Annotated in this window: 26 protein-coding genes and 1 other RNA gene; 9 read left to right on the forward strand and 18 right to left on the reverse strand. The window is 65.3% G+C overall.

From position 1 onward, the window contains the following. Window positions 1–33: 33 nt before the first annotated feature. Window positions 34–447: RNase P RNA component class A (gene rnpB / locus VSR82_RS27135), an RNA gene on the forward strand. An 88-nt stretch (window positions 448–535) separates the two neighbouring features. Here rnpB and VSR82_RS27140 read toward each other — a convergent pair. Beyond that, complete coding sequence (locus tag VSR82_RS27140; protein WP_429457929.1) at window positions 536–958, reverse strand: OsmC family protein; 423 nt, start codon at window positions 956–958, stop codon at window positions 536–538. Between the two features lie 636 nt (window positions 959–1594). On the opposite strand from VSR82_RS27140, the gene rplM reads away from it, so the two are divergent. From rplM to erpA, 3 genes are all read left to right on the forward strand, one after another. After that, complete coding sequence (gene rplM / locus VSR82_RS27145) at window positions 1595–2023, forward strand: 50S ribosomal protein L13 (protein ID WP_013090508.1); 429 nt, start codon at window positions 1595–1597, stop codon at window positions 2021–2023. Between the two features lie 11 nt (window positions 2024–2034). Then, the gene (gene rpsI, locus VSR82_RS27150; protein WP_013090507.1) at window positions 2035–2427 is read left to right on the forward strand and encodes a 30S ribosomal protein S9; all 393 of its coding nucleotides are present in this window, start codon (window positions 2035–2037) and stop codon (window positions 2425–2427) included. Between the two features lie 235 nt (window positions 2428–2662). Further along, entirely contained in the window at window positions 2663–3028 is a 366-nt protein-coding gene (erpA, locus tag VSR82_RS27155) for an iron-sulfur cluster insertion protein ErpA (RefSeq protein WP_013090506.1), read from the forward strand. Window positions 3029–3150: 122 nt separating this feature from the next. Here the strand turns inward: erpA and VSR82_RS27160 are convergent, their stop codons facing one another. Continuing rightward, window positions 3151–4281, reverse strand: coding sequence for an anhydro-N-acetylmuramic acid kinase (locus tag VSR82_RS27160; protein ID WP_429461831.1), 1131 nt, complete (start codon window positions 4279–4281; stop codon window positions 3151–3153). Window positions 4282–4460: 179 nt separating this feature from the next. Here VSR82_RS27160 and tyrS point away from each other — a divergent pair, with 179 nt between their 5' ends. The 3 genes from tyrS to VSR82_RS27175 all read left to right on the forward strand — a co-directional run bounded on the left by tyrS (window position 4461) and on the right by VSR82_RS27175 (window position 6943). Then, window positions 4461–5711, forward strand: coding sequence for a tyrosine--tRNA ligase (gene tyrS, locus VSR82_RS27165; RefSeq protein WP_176121817.1), 1251 nt, complete (start codon window positions 4461–4463; stop codon window positions 5709–5711). Next, on the forward strand, window positions 5708–6166 hold the full coding sequence (gene dtd / locus VSR82_RS27170; protein WP_429457931.1) for a D-aminoacyl-tRNA deacylase: 459 nt from the start codon (window positions 5708–5710) through the stop codon (window positions 6164–6166). Before tyrS ends, dtd begins: the two co-directional genes overlap by 4 nt. Before the next feature lie 102 nt (window positions 6167–6268). After that, complete coding sequence (locus tag VSR82_RS27175; protein ID WP_368584023.1) at window positions 6269–6943, forward strand: histidine phosphatase family protein; 675 nt, start codon at window positions 6269–6271, stop codon at window positions 6941–6943. Window positions 6944–6979: 36 nt separating this feature from the next. On the opposite strand, the gene VSR82_RS27180 is transcribed toward VSR82_RS27175, so the two are convergent. The 4 genes from VSR82_RS27180 to ruvC all read right to left on the reverse strand — a co-directional run bounded on the left by VSR82_RS27180 (window position 6980) and on the right by ruvC (window position 10282). Continuing rightward, on the reverse strand, window positions 6980–7954 hold the full coding sequence (locus VSR82_RS27180) for an oxygenase MpaB family protein (protein WP_368584022.1): 975 nt from the start codon (window positions 7952–7954) through the stop codon (window positions 6980–6982). A 23-nt stretch (window positions 7955–7977) separates the two neighbouring features. After that, window positions 7978–9039: a Holliday junction branch migration DNA helicase RuvB gene (ruvB, locus tag VSR82_RS27185; protein ID WP_013090500.1), complete on the reverse strand. Its 1062-nt coding sequence runs from the start codon at window positions 9037–9039 to the stop codon at window positions 7978–7980. Between the two features lie 30 nt (window positions 9040–9069). Further along, on the reverse strand, window positions 9070–9651 hold the full coding sequence (gene ruvA / locus VSR82_RS27190; protein ID WP_018421776.1) for a Holliday junction branch migration protein RuvA: 582 nt from the start codon (window positions 9649–9651) through the stop codon (window positions 9070–9072). Window positions 9652–9739: 88 nt separating this feature from the next. Beyond that, the gene (ruvC, locus tag VSR82_RS27195; RefSeq protein WP_410848603.1) at window positions 9740–10282 is read right to left on the reverse strand and encodes a crossover junction endodeoxyribonuclease RuvC; all 543 of its coding nucleotides are present in this window, start codon (window positions 10280–10282) and stop codon (window positions 9740–9742) included. A 131-nt stretch (window positions 10283–10413) separates the two neighbouring features. Here ruvC and VSR82_RS27200 point away from each other — a divergent pair, with 131 nt between their 5' ends. After that, window positions 10414–10653 carry a hypothetical protein gene (locus tag VSR82_RS27200; protein WP_410848602.1) on the forward strand — a complete coding sequence of 80 codons (240 nt, stop codon included), beginning with the start codon at window positions 10414–10416 and terminating at the stop codon, window positions 10651–10653. A gap of 74 nt (window positions 10654–10727) precedes the next feature. On the opposite strand, the gene purH is transcribed toward VSR82_RS27200, so the two are convergent. From purH to VSR82_RS27225, 5 genes are all read right to left on the reverse strand, one after another. Next, window positions 10728–12293 (reverse strand): bifunctional phosphoribosylaminoimidazolecarboxamide formyltransferase/IMP cyclohydrolase, encoded by a 1566-nt coding sequence (gene purH / locus VSR82_RS27205; protein WP_368584019.1) that lies wholly within the window; start codon window positions 12291–12293, stop codon window positions 10728–10730. Between the two features lie 56 nt (window positions 12294–12349). Continuing rightward, the gene (locus VSR82_RS27210; RefSeq protein WP_013090496.1) at window positions 12350–12583 is read right to left on the reverse strand and encodes a Fis family transcriptional regulator; all 234 of its coding nucleotides are present in this window, start codon (window positions 12581–12583) and stop codon (window positions 12350–12352) included. Further along, the gene (dusB, locus tag VSR82_RS27215) at window positions 12580–13656 is read right to left on the reverse strand and encodes a tRNA dihydrouridine synthase DusB (RefSeq protein ID WP_498858241.1); all 1077 of its coding nucleotides are present in this window, start codon (window positions 13654–13656) and stop codon (window positions 12580–12582) included. Before dusB ends, VSR82_RS27210 begins: the two co-directional genes overlap by 4 nt. Window positions 13657–13843: 187 nt before the next feature. Continuing rightward, the gene (locus tag VSR82_RS27220) at window positions 13844–15115 is read right to left on the reverse strand and encodes a UbiH/UbiF/VisC/COQ6 family ubiquinone biosynthesis hydroxylase (RefSeq protein WP_429457937.1); all 1272 of its coding nucleotides are present in this window, start codon (window positions 15113–15115) and stop codon (window positions 13844–13846) included. Between the two features lie 6 nt (window positions 15116–15121). Next, on the reverse strand, window positions 15122–16528 hold the full coding sequence (locus tag VSR82_RS27225) for an aminopeptidase P N-terminal domain-containing protein (protein WP_429457940.1): 1407 nt from the start codon (window positions 16526–16528) through the stop codon (window positions 15122–15124). Window positions 16529–16739: 211 nt separating this feature from the next. On the opposite strand from VSR82_RS27225, the gene VSR82_RS27230 reads away from it, so the two are divergent. Beyond that, window positions 16740–17354 (forward strand): glutathione S-transferase N-terminal domain-containing protein, encoded by a 615-nt coding sequence (locus VSR82_RS27230; RefSeq protein WP_368584015.1) that lies wholly within the window; start codon window positions 16740–16742, stop codon window positions 17352–17354. 88 nt (window positions 17355–17442) lie between these two features. Here VSR82_RS27230 and lnt read toward each other — a convergent pair whose 3' ends face one another. The 7 genes from lnt to VSR82_RS27265 all read right to left on the reverse strand — a co-directional run bounded on the left by lnt (window position 17443) and on the right by VSR82_RS27265 (window position 25341). Then, window positions 17443–19200, reverse strand: coding sequence for an apolipoprotein N-acyltransferase (lnt, locus tag VSR82_RS27235; RefSeq protein WP_429457944.1), 1758 nt, complete (start codon window positions 19198–19200; stop codon window positions 17443–17445). A gap of 119 nt (window positions 19201–19319) precedes the next feature. Continuing rightward, window positions 19320–20225: a CorC family transporter gene (locus VSR82_RS27240; protein WP_176105093.1), complete on the reverse strand. Its 906-nt coding sequence runs from the start codon at window positions 20223–20225 to the stop codon at window positions 19320–19322. A 219-nt stretch (window positions 20226–20444) separates the two neighbouring features. After that, entirely contained in the window at window positions 20445–21104 is a 660-nt protein-coding gene (locus VSR82_RS27245) for a gamma-glutamylcyclotransferase (RefSeq protein ID WP_368584013.1), read from the reverse strand. A 32-nt stretch (window positions 21105–21136) separates the two neighbouring features. After that, the gene (ybeY, locus tag VSR82_RS27250) at window positions 21137–21598 is read right to left on the reverse strand and encodes an rRNA maturation RNase YbeY (RefSeq protein WP_368584012.1); all 462 of its coding nucleotides are present in this window, start codon (window positions 21596–21598) and stop codon (window positions 21137–21139) included. A gap of 90 nt (window positions 21599–21688) precedes the next feature. After that, window positions 21689–22774 carry a PhoH family protein gene (locus VSR82_RS27255; RefSeq protein ID WP_498858242.1) on the reverse strand — a complete coding sequence of 362 codons (1086 nt, stop codon included), beginning with the start codon at window positions 22772–22774 and terminating at the stop codon, window positions 21689–21691. A 61-nt stretch (window positions 22775–22835) separates the two neighbouring features. After that, on the reverse strand, window positions 22836–24221 hold the full coding sequence (gene miaB / locus VSR82_RS27260; protein WP_410848594.1) for a tRNA (N6-isopentenyl adenosine(37)-C2)-methylthiotransferase MiaB: 1386 nt from the start codon (window positions 24219–24221) through the stop codon (window positions 22836–22838). 166 nt (window positions 24222–24387) lie between these two features. Then, the gene (locus VSR82_RS27265) at window positions 24388–25341 is read right to left on the reverse strand and encodes a LysR family transcriptional regulator (protein ID WP_368584009.1); all 954 of its coding nucleotides are present in this window, start codon (window positions 25339–25341) and stop codon (window positions 24388–24390) included. Between the last annotated feature and the right edge of the window lie 107 nt (window positions 25342–25448).

Here is a 25448-nt window from a genome sequence, read left to right on the forward strand (position 1 = left end):
GCTTTTGCGTTCGGTGTTAAAATCCGCGCCAGCAAAGCAGGCCAGGCAGTCGCGGCCTCGGCGGCTTCGGCCAACGAGGGCGAGGAAAGTCCGGACTCCACAGGGCAGGGTGATGGCTAACGGCCATCCGTGGCGACACGCGGAACAGGGCAACAGAAAGCAAACCGCCGATGGCCCGGCGCAAGCCGGGATCAGGTAAGGGTGAAACGGTGCGGTAAGAGCGCACCGCGGCTGTCGCAAGGCAGACCGGCACGGTAACCTCCACCCGGAGCAATTCCAAGTAGGCAGGCGCGCATCTTCGCGATGCAGGACGGGGCCCCCGTCTCGTCTGCGGGTAGGAAGCTTGAGCGCGTCAGTAATGGCGCGCCTAGAGGAATGGCTGCCACGCGCGTCGCGTCTCCGGACGTGGGGCGTGCACAGAATCCGGCTTATCGGCCTGCTTTGCCGCTGAATAAGAAAAGCCGGCGTCCGTTGGGACGCCGGCTTTTTCATTTGGGGCGCGGATGGCGGCCCGTGGCCGCTGCCCCTATCGCGCTCAGAGCGCCACGATGTCGAACGAATGCGTGAGTTCGGCGGTCTTCGCGATCATGATCGACGCCGAGCAGTATTTGTCGTGCGACAGATTGATCGCGCGCTCGACGGTCGCCGGGTTCAGATTCTTGCCCGTCACCGTGAAGTGGAAGTGGATCTTCGTGAACACTTTCGGATCTTCGCTTGCGCGCTCGGCCTTCAGCGTCACCGAGCAGCCGGCGATCTCCTGGCGGCTCTTCTTCAGGATCATCACGACGTCGTAGGCGGTACAGCCGCCGGTGCCGAGCAGCACCATTTCCATCGGACGCGGTGCGAGGTTGCGTCCGCCACCCTCGGGTGCGCCGTCCATCGCGATCAGATGGCCGCTGCCCGTCTCGGCCGCGAACGCCATCCCGTCCTGTCCCATCCAGCTTACTTTGCATTCCATGCTGTCACTCCCACCGCGCATCGCTTTGTCGAGACGGCATTGTAGCCCGGTGTCTGACAATTAGCTCAGGCCGACCGCATCCGCTATCCATGCACACTGATTGCTTTCTTGCTGCAGCGCGGAATGGACGGACGATTCCCTCATTCCGTGCTCGCTTTAGGGGTTTTACTCTAGCGGATGTCTGATGCCGTTTGAATTGTTTTGCCCTTGGTGCTTGATCCATAAGGGATTTTGCAAAACCTTCTCAGTGCGCCGAATCTATCGCATTATGAAAGCGCGTTTCGCAATGCAAATATTCTTGCGTTGCACAAGGGCGACTCTTATAATCCACTCATCGTTGCAGCAGTTCTGCAACCTCCGCTGTCTCCTCCACCTCCTCCTTTGGTGGATTAAACCCGAACCACTTGTTCGGGTTTTTTTTCGCCGGCCGTTGTCCGTCGTTTTGCCCCGATTTCGGACCGCCCATGGCGAGCGCATCGCGCCTTTTGACTTGCGGCTACAAATTCCTTTATAATTCAGGGCTTTTCCGCATCCGCGCCCGCGGAAGAAGAACCAGGGAGAGCCTGCACGCGCCTCGATGCGCACACTACAAGCAGGAAAGAACACACTGGGCGCAGCAATTTTTTTGGATCGATCATGAAGACGTTTTCCGCAAAAGCCCATGAGGTGACGCGCGAATGGTACGTGATTGACGCGACGGATAAGGTTCTCGGGCGTGTCGCCAGCGAAGTGGCACACCGTCTTCGCGGCAAGCACAAGCCTGAATTCACTCCCCACGTCGACACCGGTGATTTCATCATCGTTATCAACGCAGGCAAGCTGAAGGTCACGGGCAACAAGGTTACCGACAAGAAGTACTACCGTCACTCGGGCTACCCGGGCGGTATCTATGAAACGACGTTCGGCAAGATGCAGGAACGCTTCCCGGGCCGCGCGCTCGAGAAGGCGGTCAAGGGCATGCTGCCGAAGGGCCCGCTCGGCTACGCGATGATCAAGAAGCTGAAGGTCTACGCTGACGCAACGCATCCGCATTCGGCACAACAGCCGAAGGCGCTCGAGATCTAAGGGGAGCCCACATGATCGGTAACTGGAATTACGGCACGGGCCGCCGCAAGAGCGCCGTCGCTCGCGTGTTCATCAAGGCAGGCAAGGGCGACATCGTTGTGAACGGCAAGCCCATCGCCGACTACTTCTCCCGCGAAACGTCGCTGATGATCGTGCGTCAGCCGCTGGAACTCACGAACCACGGCACCACGTTCGACATCAAGGTCAACGTGACCGGTGGCGGTGAAACGGGTCAAGCCGGTGCGGTTCGCCACGGCATCACCCGCGCTCTGATGGACTACGACGCAACGCTGAAGCCGCAACTGTCGAACGCTGGCTTCGTTACCCGTGACGCCCGTGAAGTCGAACGTAAGAAGGTCGGCTTCCACAAGGCACGTCGCCGCAAGCAGTTCTCGAAGCGTTAATCGTTTCGGGCGCGAACCGGCCTTCACGCCGGTTTGCAGCAAAAAGCCGCCAACGCCATGTGCGAAGGCGGCTTTTTTTATGGTTCACTGGGGTTCGCGACTAGGTCTCGTTCGCTCGAGCGGCAACGGCTCGCCTTGCATCGACCTTGCAACAAGAACCCATTGATTTTGTGGGCATCAGCACGATATCCGGAACAGCCCTACAATATCGGCTAAAGCTTTTTGGAGAGTTCGAATGAACGCAGTCACCGACACCCCCGTGACCGAGATGCCGGCCCCCTTCGTCTTTACCGACGCAGCGGCTGACAAGGTCAAGCAACTGATCGATGAGGAAGGCAACCCGGAGCTCAAACTGCGCGTGTTCGTGCAGGGCGGCGGCTGCTCGGGCTTCCAGTACGGCTTCACGTTTGACGAAGCGATCAACGAAGACGACACCGTGATGAACAAGAGCGGCGTGCAGCTTCTGATCGACTCGATGAGCTACCAGTACCTGGTCGGCGCAGAGATCGACTACAAGGATGACATCAACGGCGCGCAGTTCGTCATCAAGAACCCGAACGCGACCACGACCTGCGGTTGCGGTTCGTCGTTCTCAGTCTGAGCGAAAAGGCTGATCAAGCCACAGCGAAAACGGGGCCTCGGCCCCGTTTTTTTATTGCCGCCGCGCCGCGAAAGCAGCGCGGCGGCAAGAGAAGGCGTGGGCTTCTTCGCTGTGACCTCTCCTCACCGCGGATAAATCGCGCCCAGCACCCGCTCCGCGGACGCCCCCGTCACGCTTGGCAGACTGCCCGGTAGACGCGCGATGCAGCGCATCGCGAGCCACGCGAACGCGAGCGGTTCGACCTGGCTCGGCGGCACGCCTAGCGCGTCGGTAGTCAGCACGGGCACACCGCTCACGCCGCTGTCTTCGAGTGCCTGCTGCAATGCCTTCATGATCTCCGGATTGCGCGCGCCGCCGCCGCACACGTACACAGCCCGCGCGTCGGATGCATGCCGCTCGATCTCGCGCGCGACCGTCACCGCGGTCAGCGCGACGAGCGTCGCCTGCACGTCGGCTGGTGCGAGCGCGGCGAACGGTTCGAGCTTCGCATCGAGCCATGCGGTGTTGAACAGATCGCGGCCGGTGCTCTTCGGCGGCTGCTCGGCGAAGAACGGCTCGTCGAGTAGCGCGTTCAGCAGCTTGCGATCGACCTGGCCGCTCGCCGCGAAATGACCGTTTTCGTCGAATGGCTTGCCGAGATGGCGCTCGGCCCACGCGTCGAGCAGCGCGTTCGCCGGGCCGCAGTCGAAGCCGCGCACCCCGCCCGTCGCGTTCAGGATCGTGATGTTGCTGATGCCGCCGAGATTGCAGACGACGCGTGTTTCGTCCTTCGCGCCGAAAATCGTCGCGTGAAAAGCGGGCACGAGCGGCGCGCCCTGGCCGCCCGCCGCGACGTCACGGCTGCGGAAGTCGGCGACCACGTCGATATGCAACATCTCCGCGAGCAGCGCCGGGTTGTTGATCTGCCGCGTATAACCTTTTTCCGGCCGATGCCGCACGGTCTGCCCATGCACGCCAATCGCGCGGACCTCGTCGGCCGATACGCGGCTGTCGCGCAGCAGATCGTGGCAGCACACCGTATAGCGCGTCGCGAGCGCGTTGGCGGCGAGCGCCTCGCGCTCGATCTCGTTATCCCCCGGCTGTTGCAGCGCGAATAGCGCGTCGCGGATGCCGGCCGAAAAGCCGACGAACGCCTCGGCCAGCACTTCGGGTGGTTTCCCCGTGGCAAACCGGACGGCCACGCCGTCCACACCGTCCATGCTGGTTCCCGACATCAGTCCGAAATAGATGCCGTCTGCGGGGTCTTGCGCCACGTCGCTGCTCCTGTCGATGTTCATTGCGATTCGTTGTAGCAGATTATCGGCGCAAACGCCGAAAGCGACGCGAGCGGCAACGAAATCGCCTGCCGCGTGGCCGCGCAGGGCGCGTCAGTGGGCGCGGCGGCGCGCATCTATGGGACAATCCTGTTTTTTCGCGACTTCACGTTTCCAGCATGAGCACCGAGTCCACCCAGCCCAATCCCGCTTCCGCCTTCCCGATCACCGACGAAGTCCGTCACGCGCTCGCCGTGACCAAGCGCGGCGTCGACGAACTGCTGATCGAAGACGAATTCGCGCAAAAGCTCGCGCGCAGCGCGGCGACGGCCAAGCCGCTGCGCATCAAGCTCGGGCTCGATCCGACCGCACCCGACATCCACATCGGCCACACGGTCGTGCTGAACAAGATGCGCCAGCTGCAGGACCTCGGCCACACGGTGATTTTTCTGATCGGCGATTTCACGTCGCTGATCGGCGACCCGTCCGGGCGCAACGCGACCCGCCCGCCGCTCACGCGCGAGCAGATCGAGTCGAACGCGAAGACCTACTTCGAGCAGGCCGCACTGGTGCTCGATCGCGACAAGACCGAGATCCGCTACAACAGCGAATGGTCGATGCCGCTCGGCGCCGACGGCATGATCAAGCTCGCGTCGCGCTACACGGTCGCGCGCATTCTCGAGCGCGAGGACTTCACGAAGCGCTTCCAGGGCGGCGTGCCGATCTCGATCCACGAGTTCCTGTACCCGCTGATGCAGGGCTACGACTCGGTCGCGCTGAACGCGGACCTCGAACTCGGCGGCACGGACCAGAAGTTCAACCTGCTGGTCGGTCGCGAGCTGCAGAAGCAGTACGGCCAGGAGCAGCAGTGCATCCTGACGATGCCGCTGCTCGAAGGGCTCGACGGCGTCGAGAAGATGTCGAAGTCGAAGAACAACTACATCGGCATCAGCGAAAAGCCGACCGACATGTTCGGCAAGCTGATGAGCATCTCCGACACGCTGATGTGGCGTTACTTCGAGCTGCTGTCGTTCCGTCCGATGGACGAAATCGCCGGCTTCAAGCGCGAAGCCGAAGCGGGCCGTAATCCGCGCGACTTCAAGGTGATGCTCGGCCAGGAAATCGTCGCGCGCTTCCACTCGCAGGCGGATGCCGAGCGCGCGCTCGAGGACTTCAATCATCGCGCGAAGGGCGGCGTGCCCGACGATATTCCGGCTGTCACGCTCGCGGGCGCACCGCTTGCGATCGGCCAGTTGCTGAAGCAGGCGAACCTCGTGCCGTCGACGAGCGAGGCACTGCGCAACATCGAGCAGGGCGGCGTGAAGATCGATGGCACCGCGGTGTCCGACAAAGGCCTGAAGGTCGAGGCGGGCGAGTACGTCGTGCAGGTCGGCAAGCGCCGCTTCGCACGCGTGACGCTGACGGCGTGATCGCGCTGATCCAACGTGTGCGGCGCGCCGAAGTGCGCGTCGCCGATCGCGTAACCGGCGCGATCGACGCCGGCTTGCTCGCGCTCGTCTGCGCGGAGCGCGGCGACACCGAGGCGGTGGCCGACAAGCTGCTCGCCAAGGTGCTCGGCTACCGCGTGTTCAGCGACGCGGCCGGCAAGATGAACCTGTCGGTGCAAAATCTCGACGGCGCAGGACGCGCGGGCGGCCTGCTGCTGGTGTCGCAGTTCACGCTCGCAGCCGATACCAACAGCGGCCTTCGTCCGAGCTTCACACCGGCCGCGCCGCCCGACGAGGGCAAGCGCCTGTTCGACTATTTCGTCGCGGCCGCGCGCGCGAAGCATCCGATCGTCGAGACCGGCGAGTTCGGCGCGGACATGCAGGTGTCGCTCGTCAACGACGGACCGGTCACGTTCTGGTTGCAGACCAACGCATAAAAGAGAGCGAACGGTGCGAGCTGCGGTCGCGGCATGCGAGCCGCGCCGCCGCTTTTTGCGACAATAGCCGCTGGACACAACCGCGAACCGCACCCCTCTCTCATGACGACGCAGATCCTGTTCATCCGGCACGGCGAGACCGACTGGAACCGCATCAAGCGGATTCAAGGCCACATCGACATTCCGCTCGCGACGACCGGCATCGCGCAGGCGCAACGTCTCGCGCAGCGTCTAGCCGCCGAGGCGAAGCAGGGCGCGCGGCTCGACGCGATCTACTCGAGCGACCTGCAGCGCGCGCAGCAGACCGCGCAGCCGATCGGCGAGGCGCTCGGCTTGCCGCTGCAATCGCGTGAGAACTTGCGCGAGCGCTCGTACGGCGCGTTCCAGGGCCATGACAGCGACGAGATCGCGCTACGTTTCCCTGACGAATACGCGCAGTGGCAAACCCGCGATCCCGGCTTCGCGCCGCCCGAGGGCGAGTCGCAACGCGTGTTCTACCACCGCATCATGCATGCGATCGAACCGCTCGTCGCCGCGCATCCGGGTGGGCGCATCGTGTGTGTCACGCATGGCGGCGTGCTCGACTGTGTGCACCGCTTTGCAACCAGTATGCCGCTCGACGCACCGCGCAATTACCCGCTGCTGAACACCAGCCTGAACGTCGTGGATTACGGGAACGATCGCGCGACAATCGTGACGTGGGCGGACGTATCGCATCTCGAAGCCGGCAGCGCCGACGACGATGGTTTCAGGAAGGGACCGGAGTCGAAGCGGTAAGCCGAAGCCGAGAATGGCCCGGCTCGCGCGGCGCGATCAATCCTGCCGCCGCGCCGCCGCCGCGCGCCGCCGCGCCCGCTTCGATACGCCATTGACCAGCGCCCAGCGGATTACTGGCGCGACGACCCGCACGCCAGGCCGTGCGAAGGTTCGACGCAGCACCGCGTAGCGATTCAGGTCGAGCATCGTCTGCGCCCAGTCGGGCAACAGATCGACCCCCGCGTTGAGCATCAGCGTGCCGGCGGGCCGCATCGCGAAGCTCGGTGCGGGCGCGTTCATCAGAATCCTGACGACTTCGCGCGTGCGCTCGCTGGCGACGAGGGCGGGCCGCATCGCAAGCAGGTAGGCCTCGATCTCGGCGCGCGAGCGCGGAATATCGACGGCGCCGAGCATTTCCGCGATGCGCGCGGTTTCCGCGAAGTATTGATCCTGCGCGGTGACGGACAGCACCGGATTCACATAGCGCAAATGCGCGGTCATGAAGCTCGACACTTCCGCGACGTGCACCCACGTCAGCAGCGCGGGCTCGCTCGCGCGATACGACTGGCCGTCCGGTGCGACGCCGGTCACGTCGAGATGAATGCGCTTCACGCGCTCGATCAACGCGAGCGCATCGCTCTTGCTGCCGTATGTCGTTCCGGCGATGAACGTCGCCGTGCGACGCAGCCGGCCCAGGATGTCGGTGCGAAAACTCGAGTGGTCCCAGACGCCCGCGAGCGCGAGCGGATGCAGCGCTTGCAGCAGCAGCGCGCTGATGCCGCCCGCCATCATCGACGTGAAGTCGGCGTGGACTTTCCAGCACACGGAGTTCGGCCCGAACAGGCCAGGATCGCCCGGCGGCGATGAGTAGTCGAGCACCGGTCCGCTACCGGTCGTCAGATGCGTGACGCCGGCGGCGAGCTTCGAACGCAGGCGGTGGGTGAGGCGCGCCGCGAAATTACCGGACGGGTCGCCGGCGGGATTGACGGGTGAACGGTTGGAAGGGCCGGGTTGCTCGGTCTGATCGGACATCCTGGTCGACCTCGTCGTGTGACTCAGTTCGTTGAATTCCACAGACCCGGCAGCGCGCTCGACGAATCCGGCGCGGCCAGCCCGAAGTGCCTATACGTGAGCAGCGTGGCGACGCGGCCGCGCGGCGTGCGCTGCAGGAAGCCCTGCTGGATCAGATACGGCTCGAGCACGTCTTCGATCGTGTCGCGCTCCTCACCGATTGCCGCCGCGAGATTGTCGACACCGACCGGGCCGCCGTCGAACTTGTACAGGATCGCTTCGAGGAGCTTGCGGTCCATCAGGTCGAAGCCGACCGCGTCGACGTCGAGCATGCTGAGCGCGGCGTCGGCCACCTGCGCGGTGATGTTGCCGTCGGCCTTTACTTCGGCGAAGTCGCGCACGCGCCGCAGCAGGCGGTTCGCGATACGCGGCGTGCCGCGCGCGCGACGGGCGATTTCAAATGCACCGTCCGGATGGATCTGCGCACCGAGCAGCGCGGCCGAACGCGTGACGATGCGCGCAAGCTCCTCGGCGTTGTAGAACTCGAGTCGCGCGACGATGCCGAAGCGGTCGCGCAGCGGATTGGTCAGCATGCCCGCGCGCGTGGTCGCGCCGACCAGCGTGAACGGCTGCAGATCGAGCTTCACGCTGCGCGCGGCCGGTCCTTCGCCGATCATGATGTCGATCTGATAATCCTCGAGCGCCGGATAGAGGATTTCCTCGACGACCGGCGAGAGCCGGTGGATTTCGTCGATGAACAACACGTCGTTGGCTTCGAGATTGGTGAGCAGCGCGGCGAGGTCGCCGGCGCGTTCGAGCACCGGCCCCGACGTTTGCCGCAGATTGACGCCCATCTCGCGCGCGATGATGTGCGCGAGCGTGGTCTTGCCGAGGCCCGGCGGACCGAATAGCAACACGTGGTCGAGCGATTCGGAACGGCGCTTCGCGGCCTCGATGAAGATTTCGAGCTGGCCGCGGACTTTCTCCTGCCCGACATATTCGTCGAGCTGACGCGGGCGCAGCGCGCGTTCGAACGCTTCTTCGTTCGGCGACACGGGCGTGGCCGCGATGATGCGCTCGGCGGCGAGTTTGTCGGTTTCGATCATCTGTCCATTGTACCGCGCGCGGATCGCGCATCAGCCCTTCGACAGCGCCTTCAGCGCGAGCTTGATGCCCTCGGACACGCCCGTGCCGGCCGGCACGTTCTTGATCGCCGCGAGCGCTTCTTTTTCCGAGTAGCCGAGCGCGAGCAGCGCATTGAGGATGTCCGACGCGTGATCGGATGGCGACGCGGCGCCCGCCATTGCACCCAGGTCGGCGCCGAGCTTGCCCTTCAGTTCGAGCAGCAGCCGCTCGGCGGTCTTCTTGCCGATGCCCGGCACACGCGTGAGGCGCGCGGCGTCCTGCATCGTGACGGTCTGTGCGAGCTCCGCGACGCTCATGCCGGACAGCACCGCGAGCGCCATGCGCGCGCCGATGCCGGAAATCTTCAGCAGCTCGCGGAAGGTCGCGCGTTCCTGCGCGGTGCCGAAGCCGTATAGCAGATGCGCGTCCTCGCGCACGATCATCTGCGTGAGCAGCACGATGCGCTCGCCGGTCGACGGCAGGTTGTAGAACGTGCTCATCGGCACGTCCACTTCATAGCCGACGCCGTTGCAGTCGACGAGCAGATGCGGCGGGTTTTTTTCCAGCAGAACGCCGGCGATGCGACCGATCATGGCGGATTAGTTTTCAGAGTCGGGTGGGAATGCGCGAGTGTAGCGCAGCGGATCGGCGGCGCGAACGTCATCGCGTATCCGCGTCGCGCTAGCCGACCAGACGCCCGCGCCGCACTCGCAGACCCTTCTTCGCGAGCGCCGGGGCAATGCCGCCGAGCGTGCTCAGCGTCGAGCCACCGTGCGCGTGGCAGATGGCCATGCCGAGCGCGTCGGCGGCGTCGGTGCCGGGCACGCCCGACAGGCTCAAGAGCCGCACGACCATCTGCTGCATCTGCTCCTTGGTCGCCCGGCCATAGCCGACCACCGACTGCTTAAGCTGCAGCGCGGTGTATTCGGCGACCGGCACGCCGCCCGCGACGAGCCCGCAGATCGCGGCGCCGCGGGCCTGGCCGAGCAGCAGCGTCGACTGCGGATTGACGTTGACGAAGACTTTTTCGATCGCCGCCTGATCCGGCGCGTGCTCGCGAATCAGCGTCGAGATGCCCGCGAAGATGGTGCCGAGGCGCGACGGCAGATCCGCGTCGGCGGTGCGGATCACGCCGCTCGCGATATAGCTCAGTGTGTGGCCGTGTTGTTCGATCACGCCGAAGCCGGTCACGCGCAGGCCGGGGTCGATGCCGAGAATTCTCATGAAGTGCCGCACAAGCGATAAAAACCAGGTGCCTGCGATACTACAACGAACGCGGCGTGCGGCGGACCGCTGGCAGCACGCTTAGCGGAATAAAAGCTGCTAAAGGCTTTGCACGAGGAGGGCGATCTGGAATGGAGCGCTACCGCAATCTCAGCCGCGACTCGGGCGTCGACGCCTATGAAATCGGCGACGATTTCATCAAGGTGCGCTTTCGGCCGGGCACCGTGTATTGGTACACAGAGGCAAGTGTCGGCGCCGAGCATCTCACGGTACTTAAGCGTCTCGCGCGGCGAGGCCAGGGTTTGGGCACGTACATCAGCCAGCATGAGCAGGTTCGGGACGGTTACGCCCGCAAAGAACCGGACGATTGAACGCGTCGCTGCAAGACAAAAGGCCCGGTGGGACAACCCGCCGGGCCTTTTTTCAGCTAGCGACCTTCAGCCGATCAATGACGGAAGTGACGCACGCCCGTCAGCACCATCGCGATGTTGTGCTCGTCGGCGGCCATGACCACTTCGTCGTCGCGCACCGAGCCGCCCGGCTGGATCACGCAGGTCGCGCCTGCCGCGACCACGACGTCGAGACCGTCGCGGAACGGGAAGAACGCGTCCGATGCGACCGCCGAACCGGCCAGCGTCAGGCCGGCGTTCTGCGCCTTGATGCTGGCGATACGCGCCGAGTCCACGCGGCTCATCTGACCGGCGCCGACGCCGAGCGTCATGCCGTTCGCGCAGAACACGATCGCGTTCGACTTCACGTACTTCGCGACACGCCATGCGAACAGCAGATCGTCCATTTCCTTCGGCGTCGGATGACGCTTGGTGACGACGCGCAGCTCGCGCGGCTGCACGTTCCTCGAGTCGAGCGACTGCACCAGCAGGCCGCCACCGACGCGCTTCAGATCGAACGTGTTATGGCCTTCGCCCAGCGCGATTTCGAGCAGACGCACGTTCTGCTTCGCCGCGAACACCTGGCGCGCTTCGGCGCTGAACGACGGCGCGATCAGCACTTCGACGAACTGCTTCGCGACGGCTTGCGCGGCCGCTTCGTCGACTTCACGGTTGAACGCGATGATGCCGCCGAACGCCGAGGTCGGGTCGGTCTGGAACGCCTTCGAGTACGCTTCGTGCGCGTTCGCGCCCACCGCGACGCCGCACGGATTCGCGTGCTTGACGATCACGCAGGCCGGCACGTCGAAGGTCTTCACGCATTCCCACGCCGCGTCGGAGTCGGCGATGTTGTTGTACGACAGTTCCTTGCCCTGCAACTGGTTGTAGTTCGCGAGCGCGCCGTCCGGCACGGTCAGGTCGCGGTAGAACGCCGCGCTCTGGTGCGGGTTTTCGCCGTAGCGCAGGTCCTGCACCTTGTTGAACGCCATGTTGAAGGTGGCCGGGTACTCGTTGCGCGACGAGTGCTGCAACTCGTCGGTCAGGCTCGTCAGATAGTTCGTGATCGCGCCGTCGTACTGCGCGGTATGCGCGTACACCTTGGTCGCGAGACGGAAGTTCGTCTTGTACGACACCGCGTTGCCGTTCGCGCGCATTTCGTCGAGCACGACCGCGTAGTCGGCCGGGTCGACCACCACCGTCACGTCACGATGATTCTTCGCGGCCGAGCGCAGCATCGTCGGGCCGCCGATGTCGATGTTCTCGATCGCGTCTTCGAGCGAGCACTCTTCCTTCGAAACCGTCTGCACGAACGGGTACAGGTTCACGACCAGCAGGTCGATGGTCGGGATGTCGTGCTTCTCGAGCGCGGCCATGTGTTCGGGCAGATCACGGCGCGCGAGGATGCCGCCGTGCACCTTCGGATGCAGCGTTTTCACGCGCCCGTCGAGCATTTCCGGGAAGCCCGTGTAGTCGGCGACTTCGGTGACGGACAGGCCCGCGTCCGCGAGCAGTTTCGCGGTGCCGCCGGTCGACAGGATCTTGATGCCGAGGTCCGACAGCGATTTGGCGAAGTCGACGATGCCGGACTTGTCGGAAACGGAGATGAGCGCTTGCTTGATCATGATGAAGACGAAAAGCCGAAGGGGAAACGTGGCAGGGCGCGAGAAACTACAACGCGCTACAGCAAACCGTGTTGTTGCAGCTTCTTGCGCAGCGTATTGCGGTTGATGCCGAGATACTCGGCGGCCAGCGACTGGTTACCGTTGGCCTGCTCGAGCACCACTTCGAGCAAGGGTTTTTCCACGCATGAAATGACCATGTCGTAGACGTCGTGCGGATTGGAGCCGTCGAGATCCTGGAAATACACATCCAGGCTGTCGCGGACAGATTGTTCGATGTTGTTCTTGCTCATGCTGCTAGTCGGTCGGTGTTGTCCTCGCCCTGGCTGTCGAGCCCGGGGTTGCCGGGCGCTTCGTCGACGTAGACGAGGCGGTCTGAGATCGCCTTTTGCGCGTCAAAGTACTCGTTGACGGCGAGGAGTTGTTCGCGCGTGGTGTCCAGCGTATTCATGCGATGCCGGAACAGGTTGGCGCCGGAAAGGCCGCGAGTGTACCAGCCGATGTGCTTGCGCGCAGTGCGAACACCGGTAAATTCCCCGTAAAAAGCGTAGTGATCTTCGAGATGCTCGTTCATCACCTGCTGGATTTCGTCGATGCGCGGCGGCGGCAGAAGCTCGCCCGTCTGCAGGAAATGCTCGATCTCGCGAAACAGCCACGGACGGCCCTGCGCGGCCCGGCCGATCATGATCGCGTCCGCGCCGGTCGCGGCGAGCACCTCGCGCGCCTTTTGCGGCGACGTGATGTCGCCGTTCGCGACGACCGGAATGTTGACCGCCGCTTTGACGGCGGCGATGGTTTCGTACTCGGCGTCGCCGTGGTACAGGTCGGCGCGCGTGCGGCCGTGCACGGTCAGCATCGAAATGCCCGCTGCTTGCGCGAGACGCGCGACGTTCAGCGCGTTTTTGTTCTCGCGATTCCAGCCGGTGCGGATTTTCAGCGTGACGGGTACCGCGTCGGGCCCGACGCCAACCGCGTTCACGACGGCCTCGACGATGCGCTGCACGAGCGGTTCGTTCTGCAGCAGCGCCGAGCCGGCCGCCACGTTGCAAACCTTCTTGGCCGGGCAGCCCATGTTGACGTCGATGATCTGTGCGCCGTTCGCGACGTTGTAGCGGGCGGCCTCGGCCATCATGTCCGGGTCGGCGCCAGCGATCTGCACCGCGATCGGTTCGACCTCGCCTTCGTGATTGGCGCGGCGCATGGTCTTTTCGCTTTTCCACAACTGCGCGTTCGACGCGACCATTTCCGACACCGCGTAGCCCGCGCCGAGCCGTTTGCAGAGCTGGCGGAACGGCCGGTCGGTCACGCCGGCCATCGGGGCGACGAACAGGTTGTTGCGCAGATTGTGGGGGCCAAGAGTGGGCATGACGTGAGCGTGCGCCGACGTCGGCTCAGGATTTGACAATCGTGACGGCCGGCGCAGCGCGAAATGCGAGGGAAAACCACCATTTTAGCGTTAACGGGTTGCCGGGACTCGCGAACCAGGTCTCGTAACTTGTTAAATCTTCTATGAAAGTCGCGCGGCTCATAGAGCCGCGCGGCGTTTTGCGCCCCTAGCGGCGCTGGCCGAACATCATCTGGCGGGCAAGCGCGGTTTTCACCGGCGGGACGAATTCGAGCGCGGTCAGCGCGAGGCCGCGCAGTACCGCGAGCGGCGCGAAGTCGATGGTGAACAGGCGCGCGAGCGTGTCGGTCGAGCCGATCGTCAGGCGCCGGTCGAGCGTGCGGCGCTGCGCGAAAGTGGCGAGCGCGAGCGGTGTCGGGCCCTCGACCGACAGCGCATCGGCGAGCGCGTGCGCGTCTCGCAGACCCAGGTTGAGGCCTTGGCCCGCCACCGGATGCAAGGTCTGCGCCGCATTGCCGATCGCCACGATGTGGCCGTTCACGAGCGTGTCGATCGTGTTGAGACCGAGCGGAAACGACGCCCGGCCCTTGATGTGCGTAAAGCGGCCCATGCGGTCGCCGAACGCGGCATCGAGTTCGCGCAGGAACGCTTCGTCGGAGAGCTGCGCGCGGCGCGCGGCTTCGTCGGGCGCGCAGCACCAGACGAGCGCGTAGTCGGCGCCGCGCACGCCGCCCATCGGCAGCAGCGCGATCGGGCCTTGCGACGTGAAGCGCTCCCATGCGACGTGCGGCTGCGGTGCGGACACGGTGACCGTGCCGACCAGCGCGGTCTGGCCGTAGTCGCGCGAGGCGGCGGCGTTTTTACCGATGCTGCGTGCGCCGGCGGCTTCGTCCGTCGCGCGGCTCGGGTTTTTCGCGTGCTTCTGGTCGCCGAACAGGCCGCCCTCGGCGTTCACCAGAATCCGCGTGCGCAACTGGCGCGCGACGCCCGCGGTTTCGATCGGCAGCGTGACGCCGTCGAGCTCCTGAACCGGCGCACCGGCCGACGTCGAGCGGAACCAGTGGACCGGCGTCGCGTGCACGGCGTCGGCGAGGCCATGCACGATCGAGCCGTAACGCAGCACGTAGCCGAGCGCGGGCAGGCCGTGCTCGTGATGATCGATCAGCGTGCGGCCGAAATGACCGCGCTGCGACACGTGGATGCGCTCGATCGCGGTGGCGTCGGCCGGCCAGCGCAGCGGCTCGAGGATCATCCGGCTGCCGTGCGAGACCGCGATCGCGCGCGGATCGGCGATCGAATCTTCCGGCTCGCGCGCGTCGACGAGCGCGATCTTCATCTCGCGCGTCACGCTGCGGCGCGCGAGCCAGCCGGCGAGCGCGAGGCCGACCGGCCCGGCGCCGACGATCGTCACATCGAAATCGAACCCCTGCTGGTGGGAGGCGGGCCTCAGGATCACCGCCGATGGAGATGCTTCGTTCATCGCCGATCAGGTCCTCTGTTGATGAACCGCTCGCGCTTCCTGCATCAGCGCCTCGATCTCGTCGGCGGCGACCGGCACGTCGCGCGTAATCAGCTCACAGCCGGTCGGCGTGACGATCGCGTCGTCCTCGATGCGGATGCCGATGTTCCAGTAGCGCTCGGGCACACCCTCGGCCGGGCGCACATACAAGCCCGGCTCGATCGTCAGCGTCATCGACGCGCGCAGCGTGCGCCACGGTAGCGCGCCCGCTTCGTCGCGCGGCGCGCCGCGCTCGCGGTAGTCGCCGCAGTCGTGCACGTCCATGCCGAGCCAGTGGCCGGTGCGGTGCATGTAGAACGGCGCGTAGGCACGCTCGGCGATCACGTCGTCGACCGACGCGAACTTCGCGCGCGGCACGATGCCGGTGTCCAGCAGCCCCTGCGACAGCACGCGCAGCGCGGCCTGGTGCGGATCGTCGAAGCTCGCGCCGGCGCGCGTCGCATCGACGGCGGCCTGCTGCGCGGCCAGCACGATGTCGTACAGCTCGCGCTGCGCGGGCGTGAAACGGCCGCTCGCCGGGAACGTGCGCGTGATGTCGGACGCATAGCCGTCGAGTTCGCAGGCCGCGTCGATCAGGATCAGGTCGCCGTCGCGCGCGATTGCGTTGCCGGCGGGGTAGTGCAGCACGCACGCGTTCGCGCCGGCCGCGACGATCGACGTATAGGCCGGCGCCTGCGCGCCGAACTTGCGGAACGTATAGAGCAGTTCGGCCTCGAGTTCGTACTCGCGGACGCCGGGGCGGCACACCGCCATCGCGCGACGATGCGCGGCCGCCGAAATCTGCCCGGCGCGGCGCATGATCGCGAGCTCGTGGTCGTCCTTGACGAGCCGCATCTCGTCGAGCAACGGCAGCAGGTCGCGCGCGGCCGTGGGTGCGACGGTGCCGCTGCGGCTTTGCGCGCGCACCGCGTCGAGCCAGCCGCGCACCTGCTCGTCCAGATGTGCCGAGCTGCCGAACGCGTAGTGCAGCGCCGGCTTGTCGGCGATGATGCGCGGCAGCTGCGTGTCGAGTTCGCCGATCGGGAACGCGGCGTCGAGCCCGAATGCTTCGCGCGCACCGTCGGGGCCGAAGCGGAAGCCTTCCCACGTCTCGCGCTCGACGTTTTTCTCGCGGCAGAACAGCACCGACGCGGGCGCGCCGGGCGCGGCGCTGGCGTCGAGTACCAGCAGCGCTTCGGGCTCGGTGAAGCCGGTCAGATAATAGAAGTAGCTGTCGTGGCGGTACGGATAGTCAGTATCGCGGTTGCGCAGCGCTTCCGGCGCGGTCGGGACGATGGCGACGCCGCCGCCCGCGGCGCGCAGCGCGGCGAGAACGCGCTCGCGGCGCGTGCGGTAGACGTCGATGGCGATGGTGGGTTCGGTCGGCTGGTTCATCGTGCGATTGTAGCGCCGCGTGTCTCCTGGCCCCATTCTCCGCGCGCGACATCGACTCGCTTTGTGCGGATTCCGACGGCGCGGCGGTCGCCGTCATGTTGCAATCCGTCCACAGCGGCTCGGCGGGCAGTTCGCGAAGATGCCGCCAGCACGTTCGCGAAAGGCTTAGACCACTTATACTTTCGCCGGATTCAGAAAAAGGCAGAAGGTCATGATGAAACTCATCGGTTCGCTCGGCAGCCCGTACGTGCGTAAAGCGCGCATCGTGCTCGCCGACAAGAAGATCGACTACGAACTGGTGCCCGAGAACGTCTGGGCGCCGGATACCCGGATTCACACCTTCAACCCGCTCGGCAAGGTGCCGTGCCTAGTGATGGAAGACGGCGAGGCCGTGTTCGATTCGCGGGTGATCTGCGAATACGTCGATACGCTGTCGCCGGTGGGCAAGCTGATTCCGCCGTCGGGGCGCGAGCGCATCGAAGTGCGCTGCTGGGAGGCGCTAGCCGACGGCGTGCTCGACGCGGCCGTGCTGATCCGCCTCGAAAGCACGCAGCGCGCGCCCGAACAGCGCGTGGACGCGTGGGTCGCGCGGCAGCAGCGCAAGATCGACGAAGCGCTGATCGCGATGTCGCAGGGACTCGGCAGCAAGCCGTGGTGCGCGAGCAATCACTACACGCTGGCCGACATCGCGATGGGCTGTGCGCTCGGCTATCTGGACTTCCGTATGCCGGAACTGAACTGGCGCGAATCGCATCCGAACCTGGACAAGCACTTCCAGAAGCTGTCGCAGCGGCAGTCGTTCATCGATACCGCGCCGAAGGATTGATGAAGCTCGAATGAGCATAAAAAAATGCGCCTGCATGTCAGGCGCATTTTTTTATGCGGGTGGTGTTCGTTTGACGTCGGGGCCGGCGTTACCGCTTGCCGTTGCGTCGCCGCGCGATCCCCGGTCCGAACGCGAAACCGATCGCGAGCAGCAGCACCGACACCGCGAGCACCGTGTTGTTGCCGCTCATCACGTAAGGCGTGTTGCCGGCGGTGCCTTGCACGTTGACGTCGAGCGAGCCGACCGTGTATGGCGTCAGGCGCCCGATCACGCGGCCGTTCGCGTCGATCGCGGCCGTCATGCCGGTGTTGGTTGCGCGCAGCATCGGCCGGCCGGTTTCGAGCGAGCGCATGCGCGCGATCTGCAGATGCTGGTCGAGCGCGATGGTGTCGCCGAACCAGGCCAGGTTGGTCGAGTTGATCAGCACGCCGGCGGGCGTCGCGTTCTCGCGCAGCATTCGCGCGATTTCCTCGCCGAAGATGTCCTCGTAGCAGATGTTCACCGCGACCGGCTGGTTATGCACCATGAACGGCTTTTGCACCGGCGGGCCGCGGAAGAAATCGCCGAGCGGAATGTTCATCAGGTTCACGAACCAGCGGAAGCCCCACGGCACGAATTCGCCGAACGGCACCAGATGGTGCTTGTCGTAGCGATAAATCTCGTGCGAGCCGGGCGTCACGCCGAACAGACTGTTGGTGTAGTCGACCACCCGGCCATCCGGCGTGATGGTGCCGCCGATCGCGCCGAACAGCAGCGCGCTGCCGGTCGAATCCGAGAACTGGCGGATCGCGGCTGCGAAGTTCGGCGGAAGCTGCTGCGCGAGCACTGGAATCGCGGTTTCCGGCGTGACGATCAGATCTGCCGGCTTCGACGTGATCATCTGTAGATACTCATCGACCGCCGCGCGCAAGCCAGCTTCCTCGAATTTCATCTCCTGCTTCACGTTGCCTTGCAGTAGCCGCACCGTCAGCGGCGCGTTGGCGGGTGTCGTCCACTGCACGAGCGGCAGCAGCAGGCCGACCACGAGCAGCGCGAGGGCGACGCAGGCTGGCACCGCGATGGCGGCGACGCGCGTGCCGCGGCCTCGCGCGGCGCGGCTGTCGACGTCACCAGCGGCGGCGGCATCCGGCTCGCGCGATTCATTGGCAGACCCGGGGCGCCACGACGGCAGCAGCGCAAGCAACGCCTGCACAATCAATGCGGCCGTCAGCGCGACCATCCAGCCGACGCCATACACGCCGACCACCGGTGCAAACCCCGCCAACGGACCGTCGACTTGCGCATAACCGGTGGCGAGCCACGGAAAGCCGGTGAACACCGTGCCGCGCAGCCATTCGCCGATCGCCCACGCGCTGGCAAAAGCGAGTGCACCGTGCCAGGTCGGCGAGAATGGCGCGCGCTCGTCGGCCGCGCCGTTGCGCGCGTGGCCCGCGCAGAACGACCATATCCCCGCGGCGAGCGCCGGATAGAGGGCGAGATACAGCGAGAACAGCACGAGCGCCGTGCCCGCGAGTGGCGCCGGCATGCCGCCGTAGTAGTGCATGCTCACATACAGCCACCAGACCCCGCTCACGAAGTTGCCGAAGCCGAACGCGCCGCCCGTCAGCGCGGCGCTTTTCCAGCCGGTGCTGCGCGTGAGCCACGCGAAGAAGAACACGAAGATCGCGAGTTGCAGCCAGCCGCCATGCGGCGTCGGCGCGAACGACAGCGTATTGGCCGCGCCCGCGGCCAGTGCGACGAGGTAGTGCCAGCGCGGCAGCGCGCGGCTGCGCGTGACGTCGTCGGTGGGAGCGGGGGCGGCAGCGCTCACGCCGCGGTGCGAGTCGGAAGTGATCGGGTCGGCCATTGTTGCGCGGTCGGCGTCGGAAGTTGAAAGGGTAAATCAGTAGGAAAACGCGTAGACAACATGCGCCTGCAATAACAGCGCGCGGGCGCTCGGGCCGTGCATCGGCCCGAGCCGCCGGCTCAGGTCTGCACGTGCTGCGACTCGCGTTCACGCTGGCCCGCAAGCGGGTCGCGGCGCACCAGCAGCATGTGGATCTGGCGGGCGTCGCCGCGCAGGATCTCGAAGATCAGATCGTCGAGGCGGACCTTCTCGCCGCGATGCGGCACCCGGCCGAAGTGATGCGTGACCAGCCCGCCGATCGTGTCGACTTCTTCGTCTGAATAATGCGTGCCGAAGGTGTCGTTGAACTGCTCGATTTCGGTCAGCGCGCGCACGCGGAAGCGTCCGTCCGGCGACGCGATAATGTTGCCGCTTTCCTCGTCGAAATCGTATTCGTCCTCGATGTCGCCGACGATCTGCTCCAGCACGTCTTCGATCGTGATCAGGCCCGCGACGCCGCCGTATTCGTCGACGACCACCGCGAGGTGGTTACGGTTCACGCGAAAGTCGTGCAGCAGAACGTTCAGCCGCTTCGATTCGGGGATGAACACGGCCGGGCGCAGCATGCCGCGCACGTCGAATTCCTCTTCGGCGTAGTAGCGCAGCAGATCCTTCGCGAGCAGCACGCCGATGATGTTGTCGCGATTGCCCTCATAGACCGGATAGCGCGAATGCGCTTTCTCCAGTACATAGGGGATGAATTCGGCGGGATTGTCCGCGATATTGATCGCGTCCATTTGCGCGCGCGGCACCATGATGTCGCGTGCGCTCAATTCCGAAACCTGGAACACGCCTTCGATCATCGACAGCGAGTCGGCGTCGATCAGGTTGCGCTCGTGCGCGTCCTGCAGAATTTCCAGAAGTTCGGCCCGTGAGTCGGGTTCGGGCGAGATGAAGTCGGTCAGGCGTTCGAGCAGCGAGCGCTTTTCCTGCGGTTTGTCGAGATGGCGTCCGGTATGGCGTCGACTGGGATACGTGTCGTTCATGGTAGTGCGCCCGGCGAGACTGAGCGCGCTGTTACAGAGCGTTAAGGATACACCAGGCACATGGCGGAACCGTGTCCGGCCGGGCCTGGCGATGAGTGAAGCCAAGGTGAAACGGACGCGCCGCGAAGGCGGAGCGTGGAATCATCCTAACCGATTACGCGGGCAAAAGCGCTCGCCGGCAAAAAAGTCGCGGGTGGGGTTTTCGCCGAGATGACGAAATTACACGGCCGGCTTGCAGCGCGCGAGCAGCGCTTCGAGCGCGCGGTCCGGCATCCCGCTTTCGCGCAGCGCATGCACGGTGCGGCTCACGTAATCGAAAGTCGTGCCGTAGCGGCCGCTCGCGCAGCCCAGCACGGTCTGGATGATGTCGTCGCGCAGCTTGCCGGTGTAGCTCGGCACGTCGCGGCGCATCACGAAGGCGAGCGCGTCGACGCGCCGGCCGTCCGCGAGTACGCATGGCAGCCACGCGGGACGGTACGAGCCCATCGGCATTTCGCGGCGCCACAGTGCTTCGAGGTGCGGCATCGAGCCATCGGCCGCGAGCCGGAACGCCATGCCGGTGCACGAGCCGCCGCGATCGAGCGCGAGCACGAGGCCGGGCTGCTCGGGCGTGCCGCGATTCACCCGTGACCACAGATAGAGGCCGCGGTGATAGCCGTGCACCTTCGAGCGCATCGCTTCGACGGTGGGCAGGCCCGGGTTCCAGATCAGCGAGCCATAGCCGAACAGCCACAGGTCGCTCTGGCGGTCCCAGCCGCGCAACGTGCATTCGAGCGACGCGCGCAGTTCGTCGTCCGTCAGAAGCCGCGAGTCGCCGAGCACCGGCGGGTAGTCCGGACAGCGCACGGGGATCTCGGCTTCGGGGGACGGAGTGCTCACGGTGGATTCGGTTGGAGGAGGGGCGGGGACGTCTATTGATAAGGGTCCGGAAAGCCGAGCCGGGCGAGGATTTCGGTTTCGATCGCTTCCATTTCCTCGGCTTCTTCTTCGATTTCGTGGTCGTAGCCCTGTGCATGCAGCGTGCCGTGCACGAGCAGGTGCGCGTAATGCGCGGCGAGCGGTTTGCCCTGCTCGGCGGCTTCCTTCTCGACCACCGGGCAGCACAGAATCAGATCGCCCGTCACCGGGTCGTCTTCCGATTCGGCATAGGCGAAGGTCAGCACGTTGGTCGCGTAATCCTTGCCGCGATAGGTGCGGTTCAGCGTGCGGCCTTCTTCGGCGTCGACGAAGCGAACCGTCAGTTCGCCGTCCGCGAACAGCGCCGCCTTGATCCAGCCTGCCACCGTCGCGCGCGGCAGCAACGCCTTGTGTTCCGGCCAGGCTTTGGCCGCGGGGAATTGCAGGCTCAGTGTTAGTTTTGGGGTGCGGCTCATGCGGATTCTATGCGTGGCGTTCGTGGCTCATTCGTTTTTTGCGGCGTGGTCGCGAGGCCACGCGGGCCTCGCGCTGCGAAGCGCATCGCTTTAGCGCGAATCGGCCGCGGCGGTCGACTTCTGCGCATGCGCATCGTACGCCTCCACAATTCGCGCGACCAGCGGATGGCGCACCACGTCCGCACTCGTGAAGCGCGTGAGCGCGATGCCGCGCACGTTCCCGAGCACCTGCTGCGCTTCGATCAGCCCGCTCTTCTGGCCGCGCGGCAGGTCGACCTGGGTCGTGTCGCCGGTGACGACAGCCTTCGAGCCGAAGCCGATCCGCGTGAGGAACATCTTCATCTGCTCGGGCGTGGTGTTCTGCGCCTCGTCGAGAATGATGAACGCGTGATTCAGCGTGCGGCCGCGCATGTACGCGAGCGGCGCGATTTCGATCATCTGCCGCTCGAACATCTTCGCGGTTTTGTCGAAGCCGAGCAGGTCGTACAGCGCGTCGTACAGCGGACGCAGATACGGATCGACCTTCTGCGCGAGATCGCCCGGCAAAAAGCCGAGCCGCTCGCCCGCTTCGACGGCCGGGCGCGTCAGCACGATGCGCTTGACCTGGTCGCGCTCGAGCGCGTCGACCGCGCAGGCCACCGCGAGGTAGGTCTTGCCGGTGCCGGCCGGGCCGACGCCGAAGGTGACGTCGTGCGACACGATCTGCTTCAGGTACTCGCGCTGCGCCGGCGTGCGGCCGCGCAGATCCGCGCGCCGTGTGTACAGCTTCGGGCCGTATTCCTCGAAATCGTCTTCGCTCGCATTCGCATCGGCGGGCTGGTCGAACGGATGATCGGGGTTGCCCGCGAAGCGCGCGTCGCCGTCGCCGTCGCCGTCGCCATTGCCGTTGCCATTCGAACGATGGCGCGCCGGATGGCGCACTTCGACGAGCGCGAGCTGGATGTCGTCGACCGACAAGGGCTCGCGTGCGCTGTTGTAGAAGTTTTCGAGCGCGGTGAGCGCGAGTTTCGCGCCGCGCCCGCGGATCGTGATGCGGTGGCCACGGCGCTGCAGGGTCACGTCGAGCGCCTGCTCGATCTGCCGCAGATTTTCGTCGAGCGGTCCGCAGAGGTTGGCAAGCCGCGCGTTGTCTTCGCGCGGTGCGGTGAATTCCAGATGCTGCTGAGTGGTCTTCAAGGCGGTGAGTCGATCCTGTCGGTTGCGATACTCAGAATGTCGGTCAGTGCGCTCAGTGTGCTCAGTGCGTGACGGCGGCGCTGTCGTCGTGAACCATCACGAGTTCGCCGCGCAGCGAGTGCGGGTACGCGTGCACGATCTTCACGTCGACCATCTGGCCGATCAGCCGTGCATGCGACGCGACCGGCGCCGGGAAATTGACGACGCGGTTGTTCTCGGTGCGGCCCGCGAGCTCGTTCGGGTCCTTGCGCGCCGGGCGCTCGACCAGAATGCGCTCGACCTTGCCGACCATCGCGTCGCTGATGCGCTGCACGTTCTCTTCGATCGTGGCCTGCAGATGCTGCAGGCGTTTGAGCTTCACCTCGCGCGGCGTGTCGTCGTGCAGGTTCGCGGCCGGCGTACCGGGGCGCGGGCTGTAGATGAACGAGAAGCTCGTGTCGTACTTCATCTCTTCGACGAGCGCCATCATCTTCGCAAAGTCTTCCTCGGTCTCGCCGGGGAAGCCGACGATCATGTCCGTCGATAGCGACAGATCAGGGCGGATCGCGCGCAGCTTGCGGATCACGGACTTGTACTCGAGCACGGTGTAGCCGCGCTTCATCGCCATCAGGATGCGGTCGGAGCCGTGCTGTACCGGCAGATGCAGGTGGCTGACGAGCTTCGGCACCTTCGCGTAGGTATCGATCAGGCGCTGCGTGAATTCCTTCGGATGCGACGTCGTGTAGCGAATCCGTTCGATGCCGGGGATGTCCGCGACGTATTCGATCAGCGTCGCAAAGTCGGCGATCTCGGTCGAGCCCACGGTCAGCGCGCCGCCGAATTTTCCACGATAAGCGTTCACGTTCTGGCCGAGCAGCGTGACTTCGCGCACGCCCTGGTCGGCGAGACCGGCGATTTCGGTCAACACGTCGTCGAGCGGACGCGACACTTCCTCGCCGCGCGTGTACGGCACCACGCAGTAGCTGCAGTACTTGCTGCAGCCTTCCATGATCGACACGAACGCGCTCGGACCTTCGACGCGCGCCGGCGGCAGGTGATCGAACTTCTCGATTTCGGGAAACGAAATATCGACCTGCGCGCGGCCGCTCGCGCGGCGCTCGTCGATCATTTGCGGCAGGCGGTGCAGCGTTTGCGGACCGAACACGATATCGACGTACGGCGCGCGCGCCACGATCGATGCGCCTTCCTGGCTAGCGACGCAGCCACCCACGCCAATGATCAGATTCGGATTCGCGTCCTTCAGCTCGCGCACGCGGCCGAGGTCGGAGAAGACTTTTTCTTGCGCTTTTTCGCGCACCGAGCAGGTATTGAACAGGATCACGTCGGCATCTTCCGGCGTGTCGGTCTTGACGAGTCCTTCAGCGGCACCGAGCACGTCGACCATCTTGTCGGAGTCGTACTCGTTCATCTGGCAGCCAAAGGTCTTTACATAAACTTTCTTGGTCATCGAATTTCGCCGGTCGCAGTGGTTAACCTGGGGGCGTCGTAAAAAGGTGAAGGAGGCCGCGGCGCGCGGCAGCGCGGCGCGTGATGGCCGGCTTGCGCGCGTCTTCGCAGCGTAACTGCATATTATAGCCCTTCACGCTGCGGGGGTTTTGGCGCTCACTGGGCTCTCACTGGGCGCTCACTGGCCGGTCCGGCGGCAGTCCCAACAGGCGTTCCAGTTCATCCGACACCTGCGCGAAGCGCTCGGCGAGGAAATCGAGCAGCACGCGTACGCGCGGCGCCATGAAGCGGTTGCGGTGATACAGCGCGTGCAGCGGCGCGTCCGGGTAGCGCCACTCCGGCAGCAGGATCTTCAGGCGGCCGGCGCGCAGGTCCGCTTCGACGTCCCACATCGATTTGATCGCAATGCCGTAGCCGCGCAACGCCCATTCGCGCGCGACCGCGCCGTCATTGGTTTCGCGCGCCGCTTCGAACGGCACGCTGTAGTGCTGCACCTCGTCGCCGCGCGTGAAGCGCCATTCGCTGGCCGGCCCCGATGTGGTACCGAGCACGATGCAATCGAAATTGGCGAGGTCGAGCGGGTTTTTCGGCTCGCCGCGACGCCCGATGTATTCCGGCGATGCACACAACACGCGCCGGTTCGGCGCGAGCCGGCGCGCAACCAGCGAGCTGTCCTGCGGCACGCCGAAGCGGATCGCCAGATCGATGTCTTCCTGCACGAGATTGGCCAGCGCATCGGACAGCGTCAACGCGAACGTCACGTCCGGGTACAGCGCGTTGAATTCGTCGAGCCAGTGCATCAGCAGATTGCGGCCGAAGTCCGAAGTCGCCGACACCCGCACCTTGCCGCGCACGACGCCCTGGCCCGCTTGCAGCGCGGCTTCGGCGTCGTCGAGCGATTGCAGCGCCTGGCGGCAGCAGTTCAGGTAGAGGCGGCCTTCGTCGGTGAGCCGAAGTTGCCGGGTGGTGCGCTCGAACAGGCGCGCTTTGAGCCTCGCTTCCAGTTTCGCGAGCCGCGCGCTCGCCGCGGCGGGCGTCAGACCCATCTTGCGGCCCGCCGCCGAGAGGCTGCCTTGCTGCGCCGCTTCGACGAAGAGGCGGATGTCGCCGAGGTTATCCATCGCTGGCTTTCAAGCGGAATTTGAAAATGCTTCAAATGCTACGCCAATTATCAAATCGGGGCGGCGCCGCGACAATGCACCCGTCGAAACTCCGCTGCTGTCCTTAG

Source organism: Burkholderia sp. JPY481, assembly GCF_038900515.1.
Taxonomy (GTDB): Bacteria; Pseudomonadota; Gammaproteobacteria; order Burkholderiales; family Burkholderiaceae; genus Paraburkholderia; species Paraburkholderia youngii.

Coding starts and splice junctions, on each gene's coding strand:
- VSR82_RS27140 (WP_429457929.1), bottom strand. CDS start 958: ATGGAATGCAAAGTAAGCTGGATGGGACAGGACGGGATGGCGTTCGCG.
- rplM (WP_013090508.1), top strand. CDS start 1,595: ATGAAGACGTTTTCCGCAAAAGCCCATGAGGTGACGCGCGAATGGTAC.
- rpsI (WP_013090507.1), top strand. CDS start 2,035: ATGATCGGTAACTGGAATTACGGCACGGGCCGCCGCAAGAGCGCCGTC.
- erpA (WP_013090506.1), top strand. CDS start 2,663: ATGAACGCAGTCACCGACACCCCCGTGACCGAGATGCCGGCCCCCTTC.
- tyrS (WP_176121817.1), top strand. CDS start 4,461: ATGAGCACCGAGTCCACCCAGCCCAATCCCGCTTCCGCCTTCCCGATC.
- VSR82_RS27175 (WP_368584023.1), top strand. CDS start 6,269: ATGACGACGCAGATCCTGTTCATCCGGCACGGCGAGACCGACTGGAAC.
- VSR82_RS27180 (WP_368584022.1), bottom strand. CDS start 7,954: ATGTCCGATCAGACCGAGCAACCCGGCCCTTCCAACCGTTCACCCGTC.
- ruvB (WP_013090500.1), bottom strand. CDS start 9,039: ATGATCGAAACCGACAAACTCGCCGCCGAGCGCATCATCGCGGCCACG.
- ruvA (WP_018421776.1), bottom strand. CDS start 9,651: ATGATCGGTCGCATCGCCGGCGTTCTGCTGGAAAAAAACCCGCCGCAT.
- ruvC (WP_410848603.1), bottom strand. CDS start 10,282: ATGAGAATTCTCGGCATCGACCCCGGCCTGCGCGTGACCGGCTTCGGC.
- VSR82_RS27200 (WP_410848602.1), top strand. CDS start 10,414: ATGGAGCGCTACCGCAATCTCAGCCGCGACTCGGGCGTCGACGCCTAT.
- purH (WP_368584019.1), bottom strand. CDS start 12,293: ATGATCAAGCAAGCGCTCATCTCCGTTTCCGACAAGTCCGGCATCGTC.
- VSR82_RS27210 (WP_013090496.1), bottom strand. CDS start 12,583: ATGAGCAAGAACAACATCGAACAATCTGTCCGCGACAGCCTGGATGTG.
- dusB (WP_498858241.1), bottom strand. CDS start 13,656: ATGCCCACTCTTGGCCCCCACAATCTGCGCAACAACCTGTTCGTCGCC.
- VSR82_RS27220 (WP_429457937.1), bottom strand. CDS start 15,115: ATGAACGAAGCATCTCCATCGGCGGTGATCCTGAGGCCCGCCTCCCAC.
- VSR82_RS27225 (WP_429457940.1), bottom strand. CDS start 16,528: ATGAACCAGCCGACCGAACCCACCATCGCCATCGACGTCTACCGCACG.
- VSR82_RS27230 (WP_368584015.1), top strand. CDS start 16,740: ATGATGAAACTCATCGGTTCGCTCGGCAGCCCGTACGTGCGTAAAGCG.
- lnt (WP_429457944.1), bottom strand. CDS start 19,200: ATGGCCGACCCGATCACTTCCGACTCGCACCGCGGCGTGAGCGCTGCC.
- VSR82_RS27240 (WP_176105093.1), bottom strand. CDS start 20,225: ATGAACGACACGTATCCCAGTCGACGCCATACCGGACGCCATCTCGAC.
- ybeY (WP_368584012.1), bottom strand. CDS start 21,598: ATGAGCCGCACCCCAAAACTAACACTGAGCCTGCAATTCCCCGCGGCC.
- miaB (WP_410848594.1), bottom strand. CDS start 24,221: ATGACCAAGAAAGTTTATGTAAAGACCTTTGGCTGCCAGATGAACGAG.
- VSR82_RS27265 (WP_368584009.1), bottom strand. CDS start 25,341: ATGGATAACCTCGGCGACATCCGCCTCTTCGTCGAAGCGGCGCAGCAA.